This is a genomic window from Ruegeria sp. ANG-R, assembly GCF_000813985.1.
In the GTDB taxonomy this organism is placed as follows: Bacteria; Pseudomonadota; Alphaproteobacteria; order Rhodobacterales; family Rhodobacteraceae; genus Ruegeria.
The window spans coordinates 1,500,329-1,523,757 of record NZ_JWLJ01000001.1; the positions used below are offsets into that span (position 1 = coordinate 1,500,329).

At 60.9% G+C, this 23,429-nt stretch carries 21 protein-coding genes; 18 read left to right on the forward strand and 3 right to left on the reverse strand.

Features of this window, described 5'->3' with window-relative positions; all coding sequences use genetic code 11:
* Position 1: 1 nt before the first annotated feature.
* From cobN to cobJ, 5 genes are read left to right on the forward strand one after another with little or no spacing between them, the layout of a single operon-like run.
* Positions 2-3,295 carry a cobaltochelatase subunit CobN gene (gene cobN / locus RA27_RS07505; RefSeq protein WP_039536375.1) on the forward strand — a complete coding sequence of 1,098 codons (3,294 nt, stop codon included), beginning with the start codon at positions 2-4 and terminating at the stop codon, positions 3,293-3,295.
* Positions 3,292-4,419, forward strand: coding sequence for a precorrin-3B synthase (gene cobG / locus RA27_RS07510; protein ID WP_039536377.1), 1,128 nt, complete (start codon positions 3,292-3,294; stop codon positions 4,417-4,419). The genes cobN and cobG overlap by 4 nt, the downstream gene beginning before the upstream one ends.
* Complete coding sequence (locus RA27_RS07515; protein WP_039536379.1) at positions 4,419-5,048, forward strand: precorrin-8X methylmutase; 630 nt, start codon at positions 4,419-4,421, stop codon at positions 5,046-5,048. Before cobG ends, RA27_RS07515 begins: the two co-directional genes overlap by 1 nt.
* Positions 5,045-5,773 (forward strand): precorrin-2 C(20)-methyltransferase, encoded by a 729-nt coding sequence (locus tag RA27_RS07520; protein ID WP_039536381.1) that lies wholly within the window; start codon positions 5,045-5,047, stop codon positions 5,771-5,773. Before RA27_RS07515 ends, RA27_RS07520 begins: the two co-directional genes overlap by 4 nt.
* Positions 5,770-6,534, forward strand: coding sequence for a precorrin-3B C(17)-methyltransferase (cobJ, locus tag RA27_RS07525; protein WP_039536383.1), 765 nt, complete (start codon positions 5,770-5,772; stop codon positions 6,532-6,534). The genes RA27_RS07520 and cobJ overlap by 4 nt, the downstream gene beginning before the upstream one ends.
* Here cobJ and RA27_RS07530 read toward each other — a convergent pair.
* Positions 6,525-7,256 carry a cobalt-precorrin-6A reductase gene (locus RA27_RS07530; RefSeq protein ID WP_039536384.1) on the reverse strand — a complete coding sequence of 244 codons (732 nt, stop codon included), beginning with the start codon at positions 7,254-7,256 and terminating at the stop codon, positions 6,525-6,527. The two genes, cobJ and RA27_RS07530, sit on opposite strands and share 10 nt — an antisense overlap.
* On the opposite strand from RA27_RS07530, the gene RA27_RS07535 reads away from it, so the two are divergent.
* The 13 genes from RA27_RS07535 to mdoH all read left to right on the forward strand — a co-directional run bounded on the left by RA27_RS07535 (position 7,255) and on the right by mdoH (position 21,972).
* Complete coding sequence (locus tag RA27_RS07535; RefSeq protein ID WP_039536386.1) at positions 7,255-8,454, forward strand: bifunctional cobalt-precorrin-7 (C(5))-methyltransferase/cobalt-precorrin-6B (C(15))-methyltransferase; 1,200 nt, start codon at positions 7,255-7,257, stop codon at positions 8,452-8,454. The genes RA27_RS07530 and RA27_RS07535 overlap by 2 nt on opposite strands.
* Positions 8,451-8,819 carry a cobalamin biosynthesis protein gene (locus RA27_RS07540; protein WP_039536388.1) on the forward strand — a complete coding sequence of 123 codons (369 nt, stop codon included), beginning with the start codon at positions 8,451-8,453 and terminating at the stop codon, positions 8,817-8,819. The genes RA27_RS07535 and RA27_RS07540 overlap by 4 nt, the downstream gene beginning before the upstream one ends.
* Positions 8,816-9,610: a precorrin-4 C(11)-methyltransferase gene (gene cobM, locus RA27_RS07545; RefSeq protein WP_039536389.1), complete on the forward strand. Its 795-nt coding sequence runs from the start codon at positions 8,816-8,818 to the stop codon at positions 9,608-9,610. Before RA27_RS07540 ends, cobM begins: the two co-directional genes overlap by 4 nt.
* Positions 9,603-10,919: a cobyrinate a,c-diamide synthase gene (locus RA27_RS07550; RefSeq protein WP_039536391.1), complete on the forward strand. Its 1,317-nt coding sequence runs from the start codon at positions 9,603-9,605 to the stop codon at positions 10,917-10,919. Before cobM ends, RA27_RS07550 begins: the two co-directional genes overlap by 8 nt.
* Complete coding sequence (cobA, locus tag RA27_RS07555) at positions 10,916-11,644, forward strand: uroporphyrinogen-III C-methyltransferase (protein ID WP_039536392.1); 729 nt, start codon at positions 10,916-10,918, stop codon at positions 11,642-11,644. Before RA27_RS07550 ends, cobA begins: the two co-directional genes overlap by 4 nt.
* Positions 11,637-12,380: a precorrin-6A synthase (deacetylating) gene (cobF, locus tag RA27_RS07560; protein WP_039536394.1), complete on the forward strand. Its 744-nt coding sequence runs from the start codon at positions 11,637-11,639 to the stop codon at positions 12,378-12,380. Before cobA ends, cobF begins: the two co-directional genes overlap by 8 nt.
* 91 nt (positions 12,381-12,471) lie before the next feature.
* Positions 12,472-12,936 carry a DUF302 domain-containing protein gene (locus RA27_RS07565; protein WP_039537151.1) on the forward strand — a complete coding sequence of 155 codons (465 nt, stop codon included), beginning with the start codon at positions 12,472-12,474 and terminating at the stop codon, positions 12,934-12,936.
* Between the two features lie 78 nt (positions 12,937-13,014).
* Positions 13,015-14,634, forward strand: coding sequence for a thiamine pyrophosphate-binding protein (locus RA27_RS07570; RefSeq protein WP_039536395.1), 1,620 nt, complete (start codon positions 13,015-13,017; stop codon positions 14,632-14,634).
* The gene (locus RA27_RS07575) at positions 14,621-15,805 is read left to right on the forward strand and encodes a CoA transferase (RefSeq protein ID WP_039536397.1); all 1,185 of its coding nucleotides are present in this window, start codon (positions 14,621-14,623) and stop codon (positions 15,803-15,805) included. The genes RA27_RS07570 and RA27_RS07575 overlap by 14 nt, the downstream gene beginning before the upstream one ends.
* Positions 15,806-15,985: 180 nt before the next feature.
* Entirely contained in the window at positions 15,986-17,356 is a 1,371-nt protein-coding gene (locus tag RA27_RS07580) for a tetratricopeptide repeat protein (protein ID WP_039536399.1), read from the forward strand.
* Between the two features lie 34 nt (positions 17,357-17,390).
* Complete coding sequence (locus tag RA27_RS07585; protein ID WP_039536400.1) at positions 17,391-18,608, forward strand: OpgC domain-containing protein; 1,218 nt, start codon at positions 17,391-17,393, stop codon at positions 18,606-18,608.
* The gene (locus RA27_RS07590; RefSeq protein ID WP_039536401.1) at positions 18,605-20,104 is read left to right on the forward strand and encodes a glucan biosynthesis protein G; all 1,500 of its coding nucleotides are present in this window, start codon (positions 18,605-18,607) and stop codon (positions 20,102-20,104) included. The genes RA27_RS07585 and RA27_RS07590 overlap by 4 nt, the downstream gene beginning before the upstream one ends.
* Positions 20,101-21,972: a glucans biosynthesis glucosyltransferase MdoH gene (mdoH, locus tag RA27_RS07595; protein ID WP_039536402.1), complete on the forward strand. Its 1,872-nt coding sequence runs from the start codon at positions 20,101-20,103 to the stop codon at positions 21,970-21,972. Before RA27_RS07590 ends, mdoH begins: the two co-directional genes overlap by 4 nt.
* On the opposite strand, the gene RA27_RS07600 is transcribed toward mdoH, so the two are convergent.
* A complete protein-coding gene (locus RA27_RS07600; RefSeq protein ID WP_039536403.1) occupies positions 21,973-22,788 on the reverse strand; it encodes a PHB depolymerase family esterase in 816 nt (271 codons plus the stop codon).
* Positions 22,788-23,258, reverse strand: coding sequence for a rhodanese-like domain-containing protein (locus RA27_RS07605; RefSeq protein WP_241484018.1), 471 nt, complete (start codon positions 23,256-23,258; stop codon positions 22,788-22,790). Before RA27_RS07605 ends, RA27_RS07600 begins: the two co-directional genes overlap by 1 nt.
* Positions 23,259-23,429: the final 171 nt, after the last annotated feature.

The window sequence follows — 23,429 nt, forward strand, 5'->3', positions numbered from 1 at the left end:
CATGCACGTCGTCTTCCGCGAAAGCCACGGGCTCGAAGAGACCGAGACCCCAACCGATCTGGGCCAGAGCCCGGCGGATCTGGTGGTGCTGTCCTTTTCCGACAGCGACCTTGGCGCTTTCGCGGCGGGCTGGCATCGCGGTGGCGGGCCCGAGGGGCGGATGCCGACGATGCGGCTGGCCAATTTGACGGCGTTGAAACACCCCCTCTCGGTCGACACTTATGTTGAGCAAACGCTCGAAGGGGCCAAAGGCATCCTGATCCGCTTGATTGGCGGCGTGCCATATTGGTCTTACGGCTTACAGCAGGTTCTGGCACTGGCGCAGGCCAAGGGGATCGCACTGGCTGTCCTGCCTGCCGATGGGCGTGAGGATACGCGGCTGGATGATTATTCCACCCTGCCCGTCTCGACCCTGCGACGGCTGGCGCATCTGTGCGATACCGGGGGCGAGGTCGCTGCACAAGCTGCACTGGCACAGATGGCACTCGCCGCCGGCTTGTATGCCGGGCCAGTGATGGGGGCCAAGACCCTGCCAGAGTGCGGTGCCTGGTGCCCGGATCGTGGCGTGATCCCGGTGGACAAGGCGTTCGCGAGCGACGCGAAGCGCATTCTCGTCACGTTTTACCGTGCCTACCTGACGTCAGCTGACACAGCCCCCATCGCTGCCCTGATCCAAAGCCTGCGCGCTCGTGGATACGAGGCCGTAGGTCTCTATGCGCCTTCCCTGAAAGCTCCCGCTGCCGCTGCGTGGTTGCGCGAAAACATCGTTGCGCTACAGCCATCGGCAATTATAAACGCGACCTCCTTTTCGGGAAAAGGCGCGTCGGGCACATCTCCTTTGGATGCGGCGAACGTCCCCGTGTTTCAGGTCGCGCTTGCCACCTCGCGCCGCAAAGCATGGGCCGAGGCGGAACGTGGCCTCTCACCCGCCGACCTTGCCATGCATGTGGTTCTGCCCGAGGTGGACGGCCGTATTTCGGCTGGCATCGCCTCCTTTAAAGAGCCGGGTAAACGCGACCCGCATCTGGAATATTCCCGGTTTGCCCATTGGGCCGAACCCGAACGGATCGAGGCCATCATTGACCGGGTCACAGGTTGGCTGAACCTGCACGACAAGCCCAAAGCTGATCTTATACCTGCCCTCGTGCTATCAACCTATCCCGGCAAGGATTGGCAGATGGCCCATGCAGTGGGTCTTGATGCACTGGCTTCGGCCGAGGCGATGCTGTCCGATCTTCAGGGCGAAGGTTACGACACCGCACCTGCTGCACCAATTGCCGAGACTTTGCTGGACGCCCGGATTGTTTGGCCTCTGGAGGATTATCTTGCCGCGCTGAAGGACCTACCGAACCAACTGCGCGAAGACCTGCAAACTGTTTGGGGAAATCCGGAGGACGATCCGGCCTACGTGGACGGCGCCTTTGAATTTGCTGCTGTACGTCGTGGCAAAGCAATCGTCGCGCTGCAACCCGAACGCGGCACACCTGAGTTGCGCGATGACGACTATCACGATCTTTCACGCACACCGCGCCACAGCTATGTCGCGTTTTATCTATGGCTGCGCAAAGGACTTGGTGCCGACGCGTTGATCCATATCGGCGCCCATGGCACTCTGGAATGGCTGCCCGGAAAATCGGTAGCCCTGTCTCATGAATGTTGGCCTGAGGCGCTGATTCGCGATCTGCCGGTGATCTACCCGTTCATCGTCAACGATCCCGGCGAGGCCGCACAGGCCAAGCGTAGGATCGGGGCCGTCACACTGGGCCATATACCTCCGCCGATGAAGGAAAGCGGCACGCCAGACCGTATGGTGCGGCTGGAATCCCTGCTGGACGAATTCTCAAACGCCGACGGGCTGGACCCAAAGCGCCGCGACCGTTTGCAAGACGATATCCGGGATGAAGCTCAGGCGATCGGTCTGGAAAGCGACCTCGGCCTCGATCAGGCCACCTGCACCGCCGAAGCGATCACTCGCATCGACCGTTTCGTCTGCGACATCAAGGAAAGCCAGTTTGGCGACGGGCTGCATGTCTTTGGCCGTGTACCGGAAGTGACCGGCAATTTTGACCCTGCCCCCTCGGCCAATGCCGAGCGCAGCGCTCTGATCGAAGCATTGGCAGGCAAACGGATCGAAGCCGGGCCGTCGGGGTCCCCTTATCGCGGACGGACCGATGTGTTGCCCACGGGACGGAACCTCTACACCACCGACCCGCGCTCGGTACCGACCCGAGCCGCCTATACTCAAGGTGTAAAACTCGCCGAGGAACTGGTCCGGCGGCACCTTCAGGAAGAAGGGGATTACCCCAAAGGGCTGATCGTCGATCTTTGGGGCTCTGCTACAATGCGTACGGCCGGAGAAGAATTCGCCATGGCGCTGCATCTTCTGGGCGTCAAACCGATTTGGGACAAGGGCTCCGAGCGGGTATCGGGCATCGAAGTGCTGCCGATCACCGACCTCAGCCGTCCGCGTCTGGACGTGACCCTGCGCGTCTCGGGCCTGTTCCGCGATGTGTTCCCGACGCTTTCGGCGCTTTATGGTCAAGCGGTACGGGCACTTTCGGCACGCGATGAAGCGCACGACTGGAATCCTTATGCTGGCCACGCCCCGGCGGCGCGTGTTTTCGGTCCAGCCCCAGGTAGCTACGGCCTAAACATGACCCAACTGTCGGAGACGTATACCGATGAAGCGCGTGTTCAGGCGGGCGAAGCGTGGCTGGAAGCCAGCTCGTTTGCTCTGGAAGGCGAACACATCGCGCAGGACAAGGACGGTATCACCCAGCGTGTTGCCAATGCCGACAGTTTCGTCCACCTGCAAGACCTGACAGAAACCGACCTGCTGTTGGCCAATGATTACGCCACGCATGAAGCAGGGTTTGCCGCTGCCAAAACCATCACCGGGGGGACAGCGCAGCTTTATCATCTGGACAACACCAATCCGGATAACCCCCGCGCGCGGACTCTGCCCGAGGAAATCAGCCGCGTCGTCCACGCGCGCGCCGCCAACCCCGATTGGATCACTGGGATGCGGCGACATGGCTTCCGGGGCGCCGCCGAGATTGCGGCCACCCTGGATCACATGGCATCTTTCGCGCATTTGTCAGGGACAGTGGCACCGCACCTTTTCGACCTCTATCACGATGCCACGCTGGGTGATGATGAGGTTGCCGCATTCCTGCAAGAGGCCAACCCACATGCGCATCAGGCCATGCAGGACCGGTTCCGCGCACTGCTAGACGCCGGGCTCTGGAATACCCGCCGGAATTCGATCCGTGCCGATCTGGAGGGATTGGGGTGAGCGCCCCTATCGTTCAGGGCTGGTGCCCCGGCGCTCATCGCCCAATGATGTCGGGTGACGGTCTGGTGGTGCGGGTGCGCCCCCGTCTGGCACGGCTTGATTCCAAGCAGGCGATAGGATTGTGCAAGCTTGCCGGCCGCTTCGGCAACGGCACCATTGATCTGACCAACCGCGCCAACCTGCAGCTTCGTGGCGTTTCTGACGTGGATCACCAACCTCTGTTGGCCGAGTTGGCGGCGCTGAATCTGCTTGATGCAGAACCCGGTATTGAGGTGCGGCGCAACATTCTGGTTTCGCCGCTTTATCAACAAGACGATTTGACATCGCGACTGGCACGCGAACTGATCGATCGGCTGGCAGACCTGCCCGCGCTGCCCGCAAAATTCGGCTTTGCGATCGATACAGGTCCCCAACTTTTGTTGACGCAGGATTCGGCAGATATCCGGCTGGAGACCGGCGCAGAGGGTCTGATTCTGCGCGCGGATGGCGCTGAAACCGGACGGCTGGTTTCCGAAGCCGAAGCCATCGACCAATTGATCGCGTTGGCAAATTGGTTTGCAGAAAATTACACGACCAGGACCCGCCGGATGGCGCGTGTTGTCGCAGCACAGGGCCTGCCTGCCGTTTGGCAAGGCGGTGCGCCCGGCCCCTCTGGTGAACCGCTTCGGCCCGGAGGCTGTGCACTGGGCACGCTCTACGGCGCGGCCTTCGGACAACTCCCGTCGCAAAGGCTCATGGACCTGATCGAGAACAGCGGCGCTTCGGCCCTGCGAGTCACCCCTTGGCGGTTGATCATTCTGGAAGGCGGAAGGTCTGTCCCTGCCCCCGATTTCGTCACAGATGGCGCCGATCCACTCATGACTACCGACGCCTGCCCGGGGGCTCCGTTCTGCCCGCAGGCGCAGGCAAAGACCCGCGAGATCGCCCGCGCATTGGCGCCGCGTGTTGGTGGCAGCCTGCATGTGTCGGGCTGCAGCAAAGGCTGCGCCCGAATGGGCCCCGCCGATGTCACTTTAGTCGGCCACGACGGACGATTTGATCTTGTCAAACAGGGCCGCGCGGGGGATGAGCCCGAAAAGCGCGGGCTGAGCCCCGAAACACTTATGACCATGGACCTGACCTGATGCCCTATGAATATGAAACTGATGGCGCGGCGATCTACAAGCAAAGCTTCGCCACCATTCGGTCCGAAGCTGATCTGGCCCGCTTCGATGCCGATGAAGAGCAGGTCGCCGTGCGTATGATTCACGCTGCCGGGATGGTCGGGCTTGAAGAATTCGTTCATTTCTCTCCCGGCTTCGTTCAGGCCGCCCGCACGGCGCTGGAAGCCGGAGCACCAATCCTGTGCGACGCCCGCATGGTCAGCGAAGGCGTGACCCGTTTCCGCTTGCCTGCAGACAATCAGGTGATCTGCACGCTGCATGACGAACGCGTGCGCCCTCTGGCTGCCGAGATGAACAACACCCGTTCCGCCGCCGCGCTGGAACTGTGGCGCCCGCATTTGGAGGGGGCTTTGGTCGCTATCGGAAACGCTCCGACGGCGCTGTTTCACCTGCTGAACATGCTGGAAGATCCCGACTGCCCGCGCCCCGCCGCCATCATCGGTTGCCCTGTGGGCTTTGTCGGCGCTGTCGAATCCAAGGATGCCCTGTGGGAGGCGCAGCCCGTATCGTCCTGCATCGTCAAAGGTCGTTTGGGCGGCAGTGCCATCACTGTTGCCGCGATCAACGCCATCGCGAGCCGCGCGGAATGAGCGCGGGCAAGATCTACGGCGTGGGTCTCGGCCCCGGCGATCCGGACCTGATGAGCGTCCGGGCGGACCGCCTGTTGCGCAATGCACGCCATGTGGCGTTTTTTCGCAAGCCCGGCCGCAGCGGACAGGCGCGCAAGATCGTCAACGGGATGATCCCCGGTGATGCCATCGAATTTCCGATGGAATATCCCGTAACGACCGAAATTCCGGTAGCGGACCCGCGCTATAATGAACTTCTTTCGGTATTCTATGAAGATTGCGCAACGCATCTGAAGTCCCTGACCGAGCGCGGCGAGGACGTGGTGGTTCTGTGTGAGGGCGATCCATTCTTCTACGGATCATTCATGCATCTTTACAGCCGGTTACGCGACAAATCTGATGTCGAAGTGGTACCTGCCATAACCGGCATGTCCGGCGCCTGGACCGCGACGGGCGACCCGATAACCTGGGGCGACGATGTCCTCACCGTTCTGGTTGGCACGTTACCCGAGGACACTCTGACCGAGCGCATGACCCAGACCGACGCGCTGGTGGTCATGAAGATCGGACGCAATATCGACAAGGTAAAGCGCGCCTTGAAACGGGCCGATCTCTATGACCGCGCATGGATCGTCGAATATGCTCAGATGCCGAACCAAAGGGTTTGCAAGCTGTCTGAAAATTGTGAGGGGATCACACCCTATTTCTCGATCATTCTGGTCCATGGCCAAGGCCGCCGGCCATGAGCGGTTGGGTCAAAATTGCCGGACTTGGGCCGGGAAACGAAGCCTTGGTGACACCCGAGGTGACGGCTGTTCTGGCCGATGCAACGGATGTGGTGGGTTACATTCCCTACGTTGCACGGGTGGCTGAACGTGACGGACTGACCCTGCACGCCAGCGATAACCGGGTCGAAATCGACCGCTCTCAACATGCCTTGCAGATGGCCGCCGAGGGCAAGCGCGTGGTTGTCGTATCCTCGGGCGATCCGGGGGTGTTCGCAATGGCCGCCGCCGTGTTCGAAGCGCTGGAAAGCGGGCCGGACGACTGGCGCGACATCCAGATCGAAGTGTTACCGGGGATCACCTCGATGCTCGCGGCATCGGCCCGTGCCGGGGCACCGCTGGGGCATGATTTCTGCGCCATCAACCTGAGCGACAACCTGAAGCCGTGGTCTCTGATCGAAAAGCGCCTGCGTCTTGCCGCGCAGGGGGATTTCGCGATGGCATTCTACAATCCACGGTCGAAGTCCCGCCCGGAAGGCTTTGTAAGAACACTGGAAATCCTGCGCGAAGAATGTGAACCAGAACGCCTGATCCTGTTCGCACGCGCAGTATCTCGCGAAGACGAGGCTTTGCGGATTTCAACTCTGGCAGAAGCCACACCTGACATGGCGGACATGCAGACCGTGGTGATTGTCGGCTCGTCCCTGACCCGCGTGATCGAGCGCGACGGCGCGCCGATCATTTACACCCCAAGGTTCACGCCAGCCAAGGATCAGGTATGAGCCAGCCAGTCCAAGACCTGCGCGACATTGGTCAGCTCGGTCCGCTGCGGCATCACCGGACGGTCGATCATCAGCACCGGAAGGCCCAGTGCACGCGCGGCGTCCAGCTTGGCGCGCGCTCCGGTGCCGCCTGCGTTCTTGGACACAACCAGTTGCGTCCCGTGGCGCAGCATCAACGCCCGGTCGTCTTCGACCGTGAACGGTCCACGCGAAACGAGGATGTCGCGATTGGGCAGCGGCACGGTCTCGGGCTCATCCACCAGCCGCAGCAGATAGTGGTGCTGGGGCTGAGCGGCGAAGTCCAGAAGATGCATACGGCCAACGGCCAGAAACACGCGCCGAGCCGGACCGGACAGCGCGTCAACCGCACCCTCGATATCCGATACATGCTGCCAATCGTCACCCTGTTGCGCGACCCAAGCAGGTCGGGTCAGCGCAGCCAACGGAGTCGCTGTCGTAATGCAGGCTTCGACCGCATTGCTGCTCATCTGCGCGGCAAAGGGGTGGGTCGCGTCTACGATATGGCTGATCCCATGTTCGCGGATGTAACGCGCCAGCCCCTCCGCTCCTCCGAAGCCTCCGACGCGCGTTGGTACCGGTTGCGGGCGGGGGCTGTCCACCCGGCCAGCATAGGAATAGGTGGCCGGGATGCCTTGCTCGGCGACGGATTTTACCAGAGCATTCGCCTCGGTCGTACCACCAAGAATCAGGAGGTTGGGCATGTCTGAAGCTCCGTGGCTGACCGTATTGGGTTTGGGCGAAGATGGACTGGATGGCCTGTCCCCCGCAAGCCGTCAAGTGCTGGATCGTGCCGAGGTCGTCATGGGCCCGCCGCGTCATCTGTCGTTGATCCCGGACGGCAAAGCCGAACAGATCGAATGGCCGGTCCCATTCGCTGACGGCCTGCCAATTCTGACTGGATTGCGCGGTCGGCAGACCGTTGTTCTGGCCTCGGGTGATCCGTTCTGGTTCGGGGCAGGTTCCGTCATCGCGCGTAATTTCGAGGCTGCCGAATGGACCGCTCTGCCCGGTCAGTCGACCTTTTCGCTGGCGGCGGCACGGCTTGGCTGGCCGCTTGAGAGCACACTGACCTTTGGTCTGCACGCCGCCCCCCTGACCCGACTGCGCCCACACCTGGCGCCCGGCCTGCGCGCCATTCTTTTGCTGCGTGATGGAAAAGCGGTGGCCGAGCTTGCGACCTACCTGGGCGAGACCGGTTTTGCCGACTGCGCCCTGCATGTGATGGAGGCTCTTGGCGGCCCCCGTGAGCGGGCGCGCAGCGTGTCTCTGACCGAGGCGCTGCTCGGAACATTCGAACACCCGGTCTGTGTCGGGCTTGATGTCGCCGGCGCAGGACGCGCCTTTCCGAAAGCCTCGGGCAAGCCGGATGATATCTTTGAAACCGACGGCCAGATCACCAAACGCCCCGTCCGAGCGTTAACGCTGTCAGCTTTGGCGCCTCAGCGGGGTGAGCACCTTTGGGATATCGGCGGTGGCACCGGGTCGATCAGCATCGAATGGCTGATGTGCGATCCAACGCTGACCGCAACGACCATCGAGCCGCGTGAAGATCGGGCCGAACGTATTCGCCGCAATGCCGATGCACTGGGGCAGGATCGGCTGCGCGTGATTCATGGCACCGCACCAGAGGCGCTGGTTGACCTTGACCAACCAGATGTCGTTTTCATCGGAGGCGGCCTGAGCGCGGAGCTGTTGAACTGGCTACACGCAAATCTCCGCGCCGGTACGCGGCTTGTCGCCAACGCAGTGACATTGGAAAGCGAAGCCTTGCTGGCTGCGTGGCACGACAAGCTGGGCGGAGACCTGTTGCGTATCGAATTGGCGCAAGCTGCTGCGCTTGGTCCACGGCGGGGTTGGAAATCTGCTTACCCAGTTGTGCAGTGGAGTCTTACGTTATGATCGTCGCCGGGCTCGGATTCTCGTCTTCTGCTACGCTGGCCAGTCTGCGCGCTGCCTTTGATCTGGCCTCGACAGGAAAAACAGTCGATGCTCTGGCAACCGTTGCAGGCAAGGACGGACATGCCGCACTTGTCGCACTTGCAGAGGCAACTGAGCTGCCGATTCATTTCGTCCCGGCACATGATCTTGCCGGGCAACGTACCCTCACCTGCTCGCCCCGCAGTCGTGCCACATACGGCACCGGCAGCGTGGCCGAAGCATCCGCTCTTGCTGCCGCCGGGTATGGCGCGCGGCTGATTTCACCCAGACAAATCTCGGACGACCGGCTTGCAACCTGCGCCGTCGCCATTGGAGGACAACCATGACCGTTCATTTTATCGGCGCCGGACCGGGTGCCGCGGACCTGCTGACTCTGCGCGGGCGCGATATCATCGCCTCCTGCCCGGTGTGCCTCTATGCTGGCTCATTGGTTCCCGAGGAGATTTTGAGCCACTGCCCCGACGGCGCAAAGGTCGTGAACACGGCTCCGATGGATCTGGATCAGATCATGGCCGAGATCGAAGCAGCGCATAAAGCCGGACAGGACGTCGCGCGACTGCATTCCGGAGACCTGTCTGTCTGGTCGGCGATGGGAGAGCAAATCAGGCGTCTGAAAGAGATGGGAATCCCGGTCAGCGTCACGCCCGGTGTCCCGTCTTTTGCCGCCGCAGCTGCTGCTCTGGGAACTGAACTCACCCTTCCGGGACTGGCGCAATCGGTTGTATTGACCCGGACGCCTGGGCGCGCGTCCTCGATGCCTGAAGGTGAGACGCTGAAAAACTTTGCTAAAACAGGTGCTACTCTGGCCATTCACCTGTCGATCGGAAATCTGGACAATGTCATCGCCGACCTGACGCCTGCCTATGGTGCGGACTGCCCGGTCGCCGTTGTCTACCGCGCCAGCTGGCCGGATGAACGGATCATCCGCGCGACTCTGGCCACGTTGAAAGAGGCGCTGGACGAAAGCATCTCGCGCACCGCACTGATCATGGTTGGTCCGGCGCTCGCAGGTGAAGGGTTTGACGAAAGCTGCCTGTATTCCAAGACTTATGATCGCCGCTATCGCCCTCAAAGCGCCGATAGCCCGTGGTCGAGCTGGAGTCACGGTGATGACTAACCCCCCGGGATTACTGATTTCCGCACCGTCATCGGGCACGGGCAAAACCACGGTCATGCTGGGGTTGCTCCGGGCGCTGGCCGAGGACGGATTGACCGTGCAGCCGTTCAAAAGCGGGCCGGACTACATCGACCCGGCGTTTCACCGGGCTGCGGCGGGCCGTGCGTCGTTCAATCTGGATAGCTGGGCGATGGGAGAGCCGCTGCTCAGCGCGATCTCAGAGCAGGCGACGGGCGCGGACATTGTCGTGGCCGAGGGATCGATGGGTCTGTTTGATGGCGTCGCCAAACCCGGAGAGCTGGGACATGGATCGAGCGCTGAAACGGCGCTGCGCATGGGATGGCCGGTCGTGCTGGTTCTGGATGTCGGCGGACAGGCGCAATCGGCGGCGGCGACCGCGCTTGGATTCCGGATGTACAATCCCGATCTGCCTTTTGCCGGTGTCATCCTGAACCGCTGCGCAAGCCCCCGCCACGAACGGCTGACCCGGCTGGGTATGGAGCGCGCCGGGCTACCTGTTCTGGGAGTGTTGCCGCGTCGGGGCGATCTAACGTTACCCGAGCGGCATCTGGGTCTGATACAGGCGGTTGAACATCCTGATCTGGAAAGTGCGATTGCCGGATACGCCGCGTTTCTGCGTGAACATGTTGATCTGGATGCGATCAAAAGGGCGGCCTCCTCAGGCCCTGATGGGCCATCGTCAGCCGCGCTGCCGCGACCTCCGGCGCAACGGATCGCGCTGGCCCGGGACGCAGCGTTTTCGTTCACCTATCCGCACCTTCTGGAAGGTTGGCGCAGGGCGGGTGCGGAGATTCTGCCATTTTCTCCTCTGGCCAACGAGGCACCTGCCGAAGATGCCGATCTGGTCTGGCTGCCGGGAGGATACCCGGAACTGCACGCCGGCCCCCTGGCAGCAGCAGACAGCTTTCTGACCGGGCTGCGAAAGCACGCTGAAACCCGGCCCGTGCATGGCGAATGCGGAGGGTACATGACTTTAGGGGAAGTTCTGATCGACAAAGACGGCACCCCGCATCAGATGGCAGGTTTGCTGGGCTTGCGGACGTCTTATCAGAAGCGCAAGTTCAACCTTGGGTATCGCAAGGCTGAGCTGCTGGCCCCGATGCCGGGGTTTGCAAAGGGCACCGCCTTGCGAGGGCATGAGTTTCACTATTCCTCGATTATCGAGCAACCAGACGCGCCGCTGGCCCGCGTATTCGATGCAGAAGGCGCCGAGGGCCCGCAGACCGGATCACAGCGCGGCAATGTCACCGGCACGTTCTTTCACCTGATCGCAGAGGCAACGGCATGACCGGGTTTGTATCCTTCATTGGCTCAGGCCCGGGTGATCCCGAGCTGCTGACGCTCAAGGCCGTAGACCGGATGCAGAAAGCAGATGCGGTACTGTTTGATGATCTCAGCAGCGGACCGATCCTGACCCATGCACGTGACGACGCTGATCTGGTTGGCGTGGGCAAACGCGCTGGTCGCCCCTCACCCAAACAGGATCATGTCAGCCGGCTGTTGGTGGAATATGCCCAGACCGGCCAGCATGTCGTGCGGCTGAAATCCGGTGATGGCGGTCTGTTCGGGCGCCTCGAAGAAGAGTTGGTTGCTCTACGGGCTGCCGGTATCGAATACGAAATCATTCCCGGCATTCCATCGGCCATAGCCGCCGCAGCGGCCGCTGGCATCCCTCTGACCCGGCGCCTGACTGCGCGCCGTGTTCAATTCGTCACCGGCCATGACGTAAGCGGCAAGTTACCGACCGACCTGAACCTGTCGGCCCTAGCAGATGCGGGCGCAACGACAGTGGTGTTCATGGGCAAGCGCACGTTTCCGTCACTGGTTGACGCTTTGCACACGCATGGCCTTCCCCTGGACACACCAGCGTTGATGGCCGAGTCGGTGTCGACGCCCGATCAGGAGCTGCATCGCTCGACCATCGGGGAGCTGTCAGAGAAGCTGCGCTCTGAGATCGGGACGGCCCCGGCGTTGATTCTGTACGGGCCGTTGGCGGAGTTCGATAATGATTGATCTGACACTGATCGGGATAGGCACAGGCAACCCCGATCACCTGACCTTTCAGGGCGCGCAGGCGATCAGGGCGGCGGACCTGATCCTGATTCCGCGCAAGGGAGAAAACAAGGCTGACTTGGCGGGGTTGCGTGAAGACATCATCGCGCAGGTCACCGAGACCCCTCCACAAATCGCGTATTTCGACATCCCCAAACGCCGGGCTGATGATGGCTATCTGCGGGGTGTTGATGAGTGGCACGACGCCATCGCCCTGCACTGGCAAGAGGCGATTTCAGCCCACCCTGACGCGCAGAAGGTGGCGCTGCTGATCTGGGGCGACCCTTCGCTTTATGACAGCTCGCTTCGGATCGCAGCACGTCTGCACCCGCAACCGAATGTCCGGGTGATACCGGGCATCACCGCACTGCAGGCGTTGACTGCGGCTCATGCTATTCCGATCAATGATCTGGGTGCCCCTTATGTCGTGACCACCGGACGCCGCATCCGCGAGGAGGGCTGGCCTGATGCAGCTTCGAAAGTAGCTGTCATGCTGGATGGAGAGTGCTCGTTTCAGAACCTCGAGATGACGGGTTACGACATCTGGTGGGGAGCCTATGTGGGCATGAAAGAGGAGATCCTGATCAAAGGACCTCTGGTGGATGTGGCGCAGGATATTCTCGAAACCCGTGCTCGGGCCCGCTCTGACCATGGCTGGATCATGGATATCTATTTGCTGAAAAAGCGTGATGCGTGACCCTGCAAGTCTGCGCCCAAGCACAAGATTGTGAGCCCGGTTTCAACGCTTTTCTGCCATCTATTTCCCATCCGACATGGAAGGGAAGAACATGAAAGCGTTCTGGGCTGCGATCTGCCTGCTGGCCATGCCCGCATGGGCCGACGGTATCGAATCGCTCTCTGGCTGGGCGGTTTACCCCAGCGACAAGGGCTTTGAGAACCTCGTGGATGACACAAAGGCGGCGGTGAAGGAAAACGGCCTGATCGTAGTGACGCAGGCTGGGCCGACCAAAGCCGCCGCCGCGAGAGGTATTACCATTCCGGGCAACCGGGTGATCGGCGTATTCAACAACGACTACGCCGTGCGCGTGCTTGAGACCTCGACCAATGCGATGATCGAAGCACCCATCCGGTTTTACGTGACCGAGGATGCGGATGGCAGCGCAACGCTGTCCTACAAGACCCCAAGCTTTGTCTTTGCGCCATACGCGGATGAAGGTGGAGAGCCGCTGCGTGAGATTGCCGCCGAATTGGACGCAACGTTCGAGATCATAGCGGAAAACGCCGTCAAATAGTCACACTGACGTGAACCTGCTTGCGTCCGCGCCTGTCCTCCGCAATCTGCTGCAAGAGTAATTGCCGGAGCTTGATTAATGCAGGACCTTCCCCCCCGCACCGCAGACTTGTTGGCCGAACGGTTGTATGAGGCCGGATGCCGCCACGCATTCGGTATGCCCGGCGGCGAGGTTCTGACGCTGGTGGACGCGCTGGAACGCGCTGGCATCACCTTTCACCTAACCAAACACGAAAACGCTGCCGGTTTCATGGCCGAAGCCGTGCACCACCGCGATGGCGCCCCCGCGATCCTGGTGGCCACGCTAGGCCCCGGTGCAATGAACGGGATTAATGTGGTCGCAAACGCCTTGCAGGACCGGGTGCCGATGATCGTGCTGACCGGCTGCGTCGATGCGGATGAGGCATTAACTTACACCCATCAGGTGATGGATCATGCTCAGGTCTACCGCTCGATCACCAAGGGCACCTTCATGCTGACCGCCAACGGGGCGGATATCATCGCCGACAAGGCGGTATCGCTGGCCAACCAACCCCGGTCCGGTCCGGTCCACATTGACGTGCCGATCTCGGTCGCTGACACCCGCGTACCGAACGTAAAACGCCGCAGGCTGATGAAACCTGCTGCTGTTGGACCCGAAGGGGAGTGTCTGGAAAAGGCACGCCGCTGGGTGGCCGAAGCCGAACGCCCCGTCGCGATCGTCGGTCTTGACGTTCTGTATGACGACTCGCGCTGCGTCGTGCGTGCTTTCCTCGAACATTTCGGCATTCCTTTCGTGACCACCTACAAGGCCAAGGGCGTGGTGTCCGAGGATCATCCGCTGTGTCTGGGCGGCGCGGGGCTTTCGCCACTGGCCGATAAACACCTAGTGCCATTGGTCGAGCAAGCCGATCTGGTGTTGTGTCTTGGCTATGACCCTATCGAGATGCGCCCCGGCTGGCGCGAGATCTGGGACCCGGACAACAAGCGCGTCATCGACATTTCAGCCGTTGCCAACGATCACTACATGCATCAGGCCGGGCTCAATCTGGTCGCAGATACGGGCGCGACACTCGAGGCAATCGCCAAAGGCAACCCGGCGCGCAGGACATGGCCGGGCGGAGAGCCGGATCAGGTCAGGGCGGCGTTAGCGGAAGCCTTCCCGCGTGAGGATGATTGGGGGCCCGCAGCCGTCATCGCGGAAACACGCGCGATCTTGCCTCCTGAAACGCTGGCCACTGCTGACAGTGGCGCGCATCGCATTTTGCTCAGCCAGATGTGGCAGTGCACCGAAGAGCGCGGGCTGATTCAATCATCGGCGCTTTGCACCATGGGATGCGCGGTTCCGATGGCGATCGGGTTGAAACTGGCCGAGCCGGATCGACCTGTCATCAGTTTCTCAGGCGATGCCGGGTTCCTTATGGTTGCCGGAGAGCTGTCGACCGCAGCCGAAATGGGCGGCAATCCGATCTTCCTGGTCTTTGTCGATGCCAGCCTTGCGCTGATCGAACTGAAACAGCGCCAGCGTCAGATGGGCAATCGCGGTGTCGATTTCGATCGCCACGACTTCGCCGCCATGGGTCGCGCTTTCGGCGGATACGGTCATACTGTACGCAACCGCGGCGAATTGCGGGCCGCTCTCAATGAAGCGTTGAAAGCCGACAAGTTCACTGTCATTGCTGCGGAAATCGACCGTGGAGGATATGATGGCCGCATCTGAAGGACCACTGAAAGGTGTCAAGGTACTGGACCTGTCACGCATTCTGGCCGGACCCACCTGCACGCAGCTATTGGGCGATCTGGGCGCAAGTGTCATCAAGATCGAAAACCCGGCGACCGGAGGCGACGATACGCGGCAATGGGGTCCTCCATATGTTGAGGACGCGGAAGGCAACCGCTCGGACCTGAGCGCCTATTTCATGTCATCCAACCGAAATAAGAAATCGGTCGCTCTTGATATTGCGTCACCCGAAGGACAGGCGGAAGTTCGGCGGCTGGCGTCCCATGCGGATATCCTGATCGAGAATTTCAAGCCCGGGGGCCTGGCGAAATACGGGCTCGACTACGCCACATTGTCCAGAGAGCTCCCCAGTCTCGTTTATTGTTCCATCTCGGGCTACGGACAGACCGGCCCCAACGCGTCAAAGCCGGGATATGACCTTATGGCACAGGGCTATGGCGGGATCATGTCGCTGACCGGCGATCCCGAAGGTACGCCGATGAAAGTGGGTGTCGGGATCGCTGACGTGATGTGTGGCATGTATGCTTGCGTCGGTATTCTGGCGGCTCTGCGCCACCGCGACCTGACTGGCGAAGGTCAGCAAATCGACCTCGCCTTGGTGGACTCTCAGGTCGCCTGGCTGATCAATGAAGGCGTGAACTATCTGACCTCGGGCAATGTACCTCAACGGCGTGGCAATGGGCATCCCAACATTGTTCCGTATGAGGTCTATGCAACACGCGACGGGCACGTGATTCTAGCGGTCGGAAACGATAGCCAGTTCAGAAGATTCTGCGGCTTCATCGAAAAACCGGAGCTCTCCGATGACCCCCGGTTTTCTACCAACCCGGCCCGTCTTGAAAGCCGGGATGCGCTGAATGCCGTTCTTCGCCCAGCGCTTAAGGCGCTGGATACCGATGAGGTGATCGCGGGGCTGGAAAGCCTGAAAGTCCCGGTTGGCCCGGTACGAACGCTTGATCAGGTTTTTGCTTCTGATCAGGTGGCCGCCCGGCAGATGCAGATTACCATGCAGGCCGCACCTGGTAAGGTTCAACTGATCGGGAATCCCCTGAATCTGTCACGCACGCCTGTAACATATCGCAGTGCACCTCCGGCCTGCGGGGCTGACACACAGGCCGTTCTGAACGCGGAAAACCCCTTCGAAGATTGAAACACTCTGCGCGTTTAGGCGGCAAGTTGCTGAAACATGCCCTTGAATCGGCGGTTTTTTTCGCGTTTTCCACACACGCACTTTCACCAATTCGAGAGCAGGGTCGATACTGTTACGACCCGGCCACACACTCTGTTACATCGAACAATGTAGACTACCGAAATCAGATTGGACCCAAGCATGAAACAAGACGTCTTTGGACAGATGAACACCCTGAGCCAGCCCGCAAGCGTCGAGGCGTGGGATGGTGTTCTCCTTGGGTTCATGGCGCACGCCGCTGTCACGCCGCAGCATCTGGGTAAGGTGTTAGAGCTTGAGCCGGACTTTGCGCTGGGCCACGCGGTCAAGGGCCTGTTCATGGTTTTGCTGGGTCGGCGCGAGATGATCGCGGTCGCGGCCGATGCGCTGACTGCAGCCAACGCAGCGATGGAGCGCCAACCGGTTTCCGCCCGGGAGCGGCTTTATGTCGAGGCGCTGGCATTTTACATGGCCGACCTGCCTTCGCAGGCCATACAGAAATTCGAGGAGATTCTACGGGCGCATCCCACGGATACCCTGGCCATGAAACTCAGCCACGCGACCCGGTTCGTACTGGGCGATCCACAGGGTATGCGCCGGTCGATCGAGCGCGTGATGCCAGCCTACGAACCGGATCATGCGGGTCGCGGGTATCTGTTAGGGTGCCATTCATTCGCTCTGGAAGAAACGGGCGCATATGAGAAGGCAGAGATCGCGGGCCGTCAGGCGCTTTGGATGGTCTCGGACGACGCGTGGGGTTTGCACGCCGTTGCGCATGTGCACGAGATGACGGGCAACGCACAGCTCGGCCTCGATTGGCTGGCCGGGCGCGAGGATGCCTGGGCGCATTGCAACAACTTCCGCTATCACGTCTGGTGGCACAAGGCACTGATGCATCTAGATCTGGGCCAGATCGATCAGGTGATGGAGCTATACGACCAATATGTCCGCCAAGACAAAACCGACGATTACCGCGATATCTCGAATGCCACGTCGCTGCTGTCCCGGTTAGAACTTGAGGGTGTCGACGTCGGCAGCCGTTGGGAGGAACTGGCTGACCTCAGTGCCGCCCGGACCGAAGACGGCTGCCTGATTTTCGCCGACCTGCACTATCTCCTGGCACTGACCGGTGACAATCGGTCGGATGCCACCACCCAGATGCTGCAGCGCATCCAAAAAGACGCCCAGCGCAATCAGGGCGATACGCCGATTCGCATGTCTGATCCCGGCGTTGCAGCCGCCAAGGGGCTTGAGGCGTTTGGAGAGGGGCTGTACGGCCAAGCCTTTGATTTCCTGTCAAACGCGCGCGGCAGTATGCAACTGGCGGGTGGCAGTCACGCTCAGCGTGATGTATTCGAGCGCATCACTATTGATTCCGGCCTGCGCGCCGGTCGCCTGGATGCTGTCGAGCGCATTCTGGATGATCGCCGCGCCAAGCGCGCTGGCGGTGAGGACAATTACGCTCTCGCCCGCCGCGCCCTGATCGAGGCCGCACGCGACAGCGGCGACGCGCAAAGCGTCCCCGCCGAATAAGAACAATAAAAAGACCAAGAAGGACAGAAACCGTATGGCGACTGCATCGCCCGCTTCTGATTTTGCTCCGGTGGCTTCCTCGGTGGCCACCCCTACCCGCACGCGCGACCCACGGCTGGATTTTTATCGCGGCATCGCGATGTTCATCATTCTGATCGCCCATATTCCAAACGACCCCTGGGCTAAATGGATTCCCGCGCGGTTCGGGTTCTCGGACGCGACCGAGATTTTTGTGTTTTGCTCTGGCATGGCCTCGGCCATTGCCTTTGGCGGGGCCTTTATGCGCAGGGGCTGGTGGATGGGCACTGCACGCGTGAGCTTCCGCATCTGGCAGGTCTACTGGGCCCATATCTGTCTGTTCTTCTTCGTTGCCATGACCATGGCCGCGCTGGATCAGTCGGGGTTGTTTGAGAAAACGTATATCTCATCGCTGAACCTGCAGCATTTTTTCAACGACCCGGCGTCGCAGATCATAGGTCTGTTTACCCTGACTTATGTGCCGAACTACTTCGACATCCTGCCTATGTATCTGGTGGTTCTGGCGATGATGCCTCTGTTCATGGGGCTATATCGCATCGGTTTCTGGGCGGTCGCGCTGGCCTCGGTCACGATCTGGCTGGTTGCGCAATTCGACTATTTTGACCTCCCTGCCGAACCCTGGTCCGAGCGTCAGTGGTTCTTCAATCCATTCGGCTGGCAGTTGCTGTTCTTCACCGGGTTCGCCTTCATGCGCGGCTGGATTCCGGCGCCTCCGGTCTCGAAAACCCTGATTTGGGCGGCGGCGCTGTTCCTGATCTTTTCGATGCCGTTTGGCTCGTGGAAAGTGTTCAGCTGGATCAATGCCGCAGCGCCCGATCTGGCCGATGAAATCCGCAAGGTCTGGCCAGTGACCAAGGAATTCCGTGACAAAACTGACTTTGGCCTGTTCCGCTACCTGCATTTCCTGTCGCTGGCCTATCTCGGCTGGGTCGCCGCCGGAGAGCACGGGCATCGTCTGATCGCCACCGGCCATGGGGCCGCCGCCCGGGTCTGGCAACTCCTGCTGACCGTCATCACCAAGGTCGGGCAGCAATCGCTTGCGGTATTCGTATTTTCCATGGCGGCAGCGCGGCTTATCGGCGTCGGACTGGATCTGAGTGGGCGGGATGTTGCCAGTGTCTTTGTCGCTAACATGATTGGCTTTGCCATGATCATCGGCGTGGCTTATCTGGCCGCCTGGTTTAAGTCGCACCCCTGGAAGACAATGAAATGAATTTTACACGCCGCGCATTCCTCGCCTCATCAACGGCATTGGTCCTCGTTCCAGCCGCCCATGCGACGGGTGGAAAGCAGTCATTTGACCGTAACACCGTGATTGAGATGGCCCGCGATCTCGCCAGCCGCCCGTATGCCGAACGTGAAATGGTACCGCAGGAGTGGCAGGATCTCAGCTATGAGCAGTACCGCTCGATCCGCTTTCAGTTAGACAAAGGGCTTTGGTACAATACCCAATCTCCGTTCGAGGTGGATTTCTTCGCGCCGGGGCTTTACTTCCCCCGCGCCGTGCAGATTGCGACTGTCGATCACGGTCAGGTGACACCTGTTGCCTTTGATCTGGACATGTTCACCAAGAGCGAAGATGTTCCCCAATTGCCGGCAGATGAAACACTGGGCTTTTCTGGCTTCCGCCTGCGCGCCGAGATGCACCGCCCCGGGATGACCGACGAATTCTGTGTCTTTCAGGGGGCCAGCTATTTCCGCGCCATCGGGCTGCACGAGGCCTACGGCCTGTCTGCGCGCGGTCTGGCCCTGAAAACCGGCGACCCTGATGGCGAGGAATTTCCCGATTTCATTCGCTTCTGGCTTGAAAAACCCGCACCAGGACAGCGGAACATGGTGGTTCACGCCCTGATGGACAGCCCCAGCGTCAGCGGCGCCTACCGGTTTGAAATCACGCCGGGCGAGGACACCATCATGGATGTCAGCGCAACGCTATTTCCACGCTCTGAACTGACCCATGTGGGCATCGCGCCGGGCACGTCGATGTTCCTGTTCGATCAGACAAATCACAGCCGGTTTGATGATTTCCGCCCGGCGGTTCATGACAGCGACGGGTTGCTGATCCGAAACGGCGCAGGCGAGGCCCTGTGGCGGCCGCTGGCCAATCCGACGCGCCTGCAGATTTCATCATTCGTTGATATGAACCCGCGCGGTTTCGGCCTGATGCAGCGCAAACGTGAATTCTCGGACTATGCCGACCTTGAAGCCAACTATCACAAGCGCCCAAGCTTGTGGGTCGAACCCAATGGAGATTGGGGCAAAGGCTCGGTCACATTGGTCGAGATACCCGCCGATCAGGAAATCTATGACAATATCGTCGCCTACTGGCGCCCGACAGAGCCCTATGCAGCAGGCAGTCAGGTCGATCTGTCCTATCGCCTGATCTGGGGCGAGGAGCCTCAGCGTACGCCGATGCCACGTGTGATCGACACCGCGATGGGAGACAACACCTTCGGCGAGGGCCGTCTTGCCGTTATCGATTTCGAAGCGAGCGAGTTGTTCGACGATCCCGAGGCCATCACTATTTTTGTGGATTCGCCCCACGCCGAAACATCCGATGGCGTTCTGCAGCGCAACCCCGATACGGGCGGCCTGCGACTGGCATTCTCGTTCGAACCGGGCGATCGGAACCATGTGGAACTGCGCGCTCAGTTGCTGAAAGACAAGCAACCGGCCTCCGAGGTCTGGCTGTATCGTTGGACCTCATGAATCGCGATCTTCATATCATGCCGCCCGAGGCCCCGCTTGCGATGCCAGCACAGAACTTTGCGCAAGGTTTCCGCGATGCGCAGGTGCCTGCGGGCCGTCGGAGACCTTCTGCCGGGTTCTGGCGCGCACTGGCCTTTTCTCCGGCGATGGCCGCCGCGCTTGGCCTGCTCTGGGTCATGTCCGACTGGTTCAGCGCCGAGGGGATCAACCTGGTCGAGGGCATCTTGCTGACGTTGATCTCGTTCAATTTCTTCTGGATATCTTTCACCGTCTGCACCGTGTTGCTGGGCATGATATCGTTGTCCCGGCAGGAACAACCCAGACGTGAGGGCAGCCCGCAACCCTTGCGCGTGGCGCTGTTGACCCCGGTCTATAACGAAGTGCCCTGGAACGTGCTGGGCAATGCCCGCACGATGCTTGAAGACCTGAAAAAACGCGGCGATCAGCATCATTATGCCATGTTCATCCTGTCCGACACGCGCGACCCCGAGATCGCGGCACAGGAACAGGCCAGCGTCGAGGCGCTGAGAACAACTTTGGCACCGGGGCTGGAGCTCTACTACCGCCGCCGCCCTGAAAACACGGATCGCAAAGTCGGCAACATTGCCGATTGGGTCAGCCGTTGGGGCGCAGACTGGGATGCGATGCTGGTGCTGGATGCTGACAGCCTGATGACCGGTCGCGCGATCACCCGCCTGACGGATGCGCTGGCCCGTGATCCTGGCGCTGGTCTGATCCAGAGCTATCCGCAACTGATCGGCGCGCAATCGGTCTTTGCCCGGATGCAGCAGTTTGCCAATGGCGTCTACGGCATCGCCTTCGCGGAAGGTCTTGCACGCTGGTGTGGGCAAGAGGGCAACTATTGGGGTCACAACGCCATCATTCGCACCCGCGCCTTCGCCTCCAGCGCGGGACTGCCCAAGCTGCGGTCGTACGGCGGTCAGGACAAGCTGATCATGAGCCACGACTTTGTCGAGGCCGGGCTGCTGCGCCGCGCCGGATGGGCCGTGCGCTTTTTGCCGCGCATCCGCGGATCTTATGAAGAAACACCACCCACGCTGATTGACCATGCCATGCGCGACCGCCGTTGGTGTCAGGGCAACCTGCAGCACCTGAAACTGCTGGGTTCGACGGGATTCCGCGCGGTCTCGCGGTTCCATATGTTCCACGGCGCGGTGGGCTATCTGATGTCTCCACTGTGGTTCGCGCTGTTGGTGATGTGGGCGTTGATCGGTCAGGGCAAAGAGGCCTCGGTCCTGCACTATTTCAGCCCGGACAACCCGCTGTTCCCGCAATGGCCCGAAATGTCCGAGACGCGCCACGTGCTGATCATTCTGGTGATGTACGCGATGCTGCTGGCGCCGAAGGTTCTGGGCGTGGCTGCCCTACCCCTCAGCGGTGTACGCTATTCCGATTTCGGGGGCGCACGGAAGTTCTTCACCTCGTTCCTGTCCGAAGTTGTTCTGTCGATCCTGTACGCCCCGATCCTGATGGTACAGCAGATGATCGCGGTCTTCCGAACCGCGCTGGGTATCCAAAAGGGGTGGTCCCCTCAGGCGCGTGACGGGGGCAGCTATGGCCTGCGCACGCTGATCCTGTGCCACGCGCTGGAAACCGTCAGCGGCGTGGCGCTAAGCGTTGGTATCCTTGCCGGTCTGGTCTCTGTCTGGCTGGCCCCGATCGCGATCAGTCTGGCGCTGGCGATTCCACTTTCGGCGCTCAGCGGCGTATCTGCGGGAACCGCACGCCGGATGGTCGGGATGCGCGAAGACTTCAGCGAGCCTGCCATTACCCGTGCGGCCCGACGTTATCGCAACGAACTAAAGGACCTGATCGAAGGCAAGGGCGTCGTCACTCCGGCGGAATGATCAACTGCCGGGCAACCCCTCGTACCAGTCGGCCATCATATCCGCCCATCCTGTCGGCACCGTATGGCCGCCCGGAAACAGCGCGAACTCCAGCGCACTGCCTTCGGCACACCCCATCCAGTTCCGGCGCATAAACTGGCCTGTGGTTGAAAACCCGCTGGGCTTGGTATCTTCGCACTCATTGGCGACCCGCCAGATTTCCAGCCCGGCAAAGATATCACCTTGATGAAAGCGACCGCCGCCCAGAATGCGCCCTTCCAGCGGAACCACGTTATCGGTCCAGCCATGGGTATGAAACAGGCGCACGGGGCCCTCGCACGTCTCCGGATGAGGCCTCCAGAAGCCGCCCGAGACCGGGGCGTAGGCCGAAAACGTGTCCGGCGCGGCACAGGCCAGATAGTAGACCATGAACGCGCCTGCGGAGAAACCGCTCAGCACCACATGATCGGGATCAATGCCAAAGCGGTTGGCTGCATCCTGTACGGCCTCGTTTAAGAAGGCTGCCTCATCGCGCCCTTCCCATCCCGGAAAGAAGTTCCAGCTTTGCCGCCCATTCCGCGTGGACCCTTCGGGGGCCATCACGGCGTAACCCCGGTCGAGCAGCGGCTCGACCATGGATCGGTTCTTCAGCGTGCCGGTTCCTGTGCCGCCATATCCGTGCAGAAACACGACAAGCGGCGGATTCTCGGCGGCGGGCAGCTCGATCTGATAAGCGCCCGCCTCTGTCTCGCACATCCCGTCTTCGTCGCCGCAGGTGGCAAGGGCGGTCTGCCCTACAAACGCCAGTCCGAGGGCCAGCCAGTGTTTCACACGCATCACGTATCCTCTTTGTAACCGTTGACGGGCAAACCCGCCCTTACCCAGCCGGGTCCTGCGGCAGAGCCCAGCATCCCTTCGGGAACATCGATTATATTGCTGAAACCGGCCTCGGTCAGTTGATTGCTCAACCGTGCCGAACGTACGCCGCGTGCGCAGATCAGCGCGATGGGTGCCGTGCGATTTCCGCCCGTCAACCGATCCAGCGCCTGTACAAAATCATCCCGACGCATATCGATTGGATGCGCCCCGTCGCCAACACCAGTTGATCGCCATTCGCGCGGCGTTCGGATATCGATCAGGTAAACCGCGCCCTCCTGCGCCTGCTGATGGGCGTTGGAAACCGTGATCTGGACGCCTGCATAGTTCTGCGGGATCAACCGGTATTCGCGGATGGCAAACCCACCGACGAGAGCGCCCCCCGCCCCCAGCAAAACCCACCGGCGGGCTCTGTTGCCTTGTTCCGCCACGTTGAGCCTCCTCATTTGTTCTCGGGTCATATCACAGCCCGACCCCCAATTCGCGGCTCTGTTTGCGATAGATGTTCAAGATCGTGTCATCGTCCTGCAATCTGTACCATGACAGCGACCACCTGCAAAAAATGGCCCAATCGCTGGACAGTTCGGGATTTTTCCTTACAA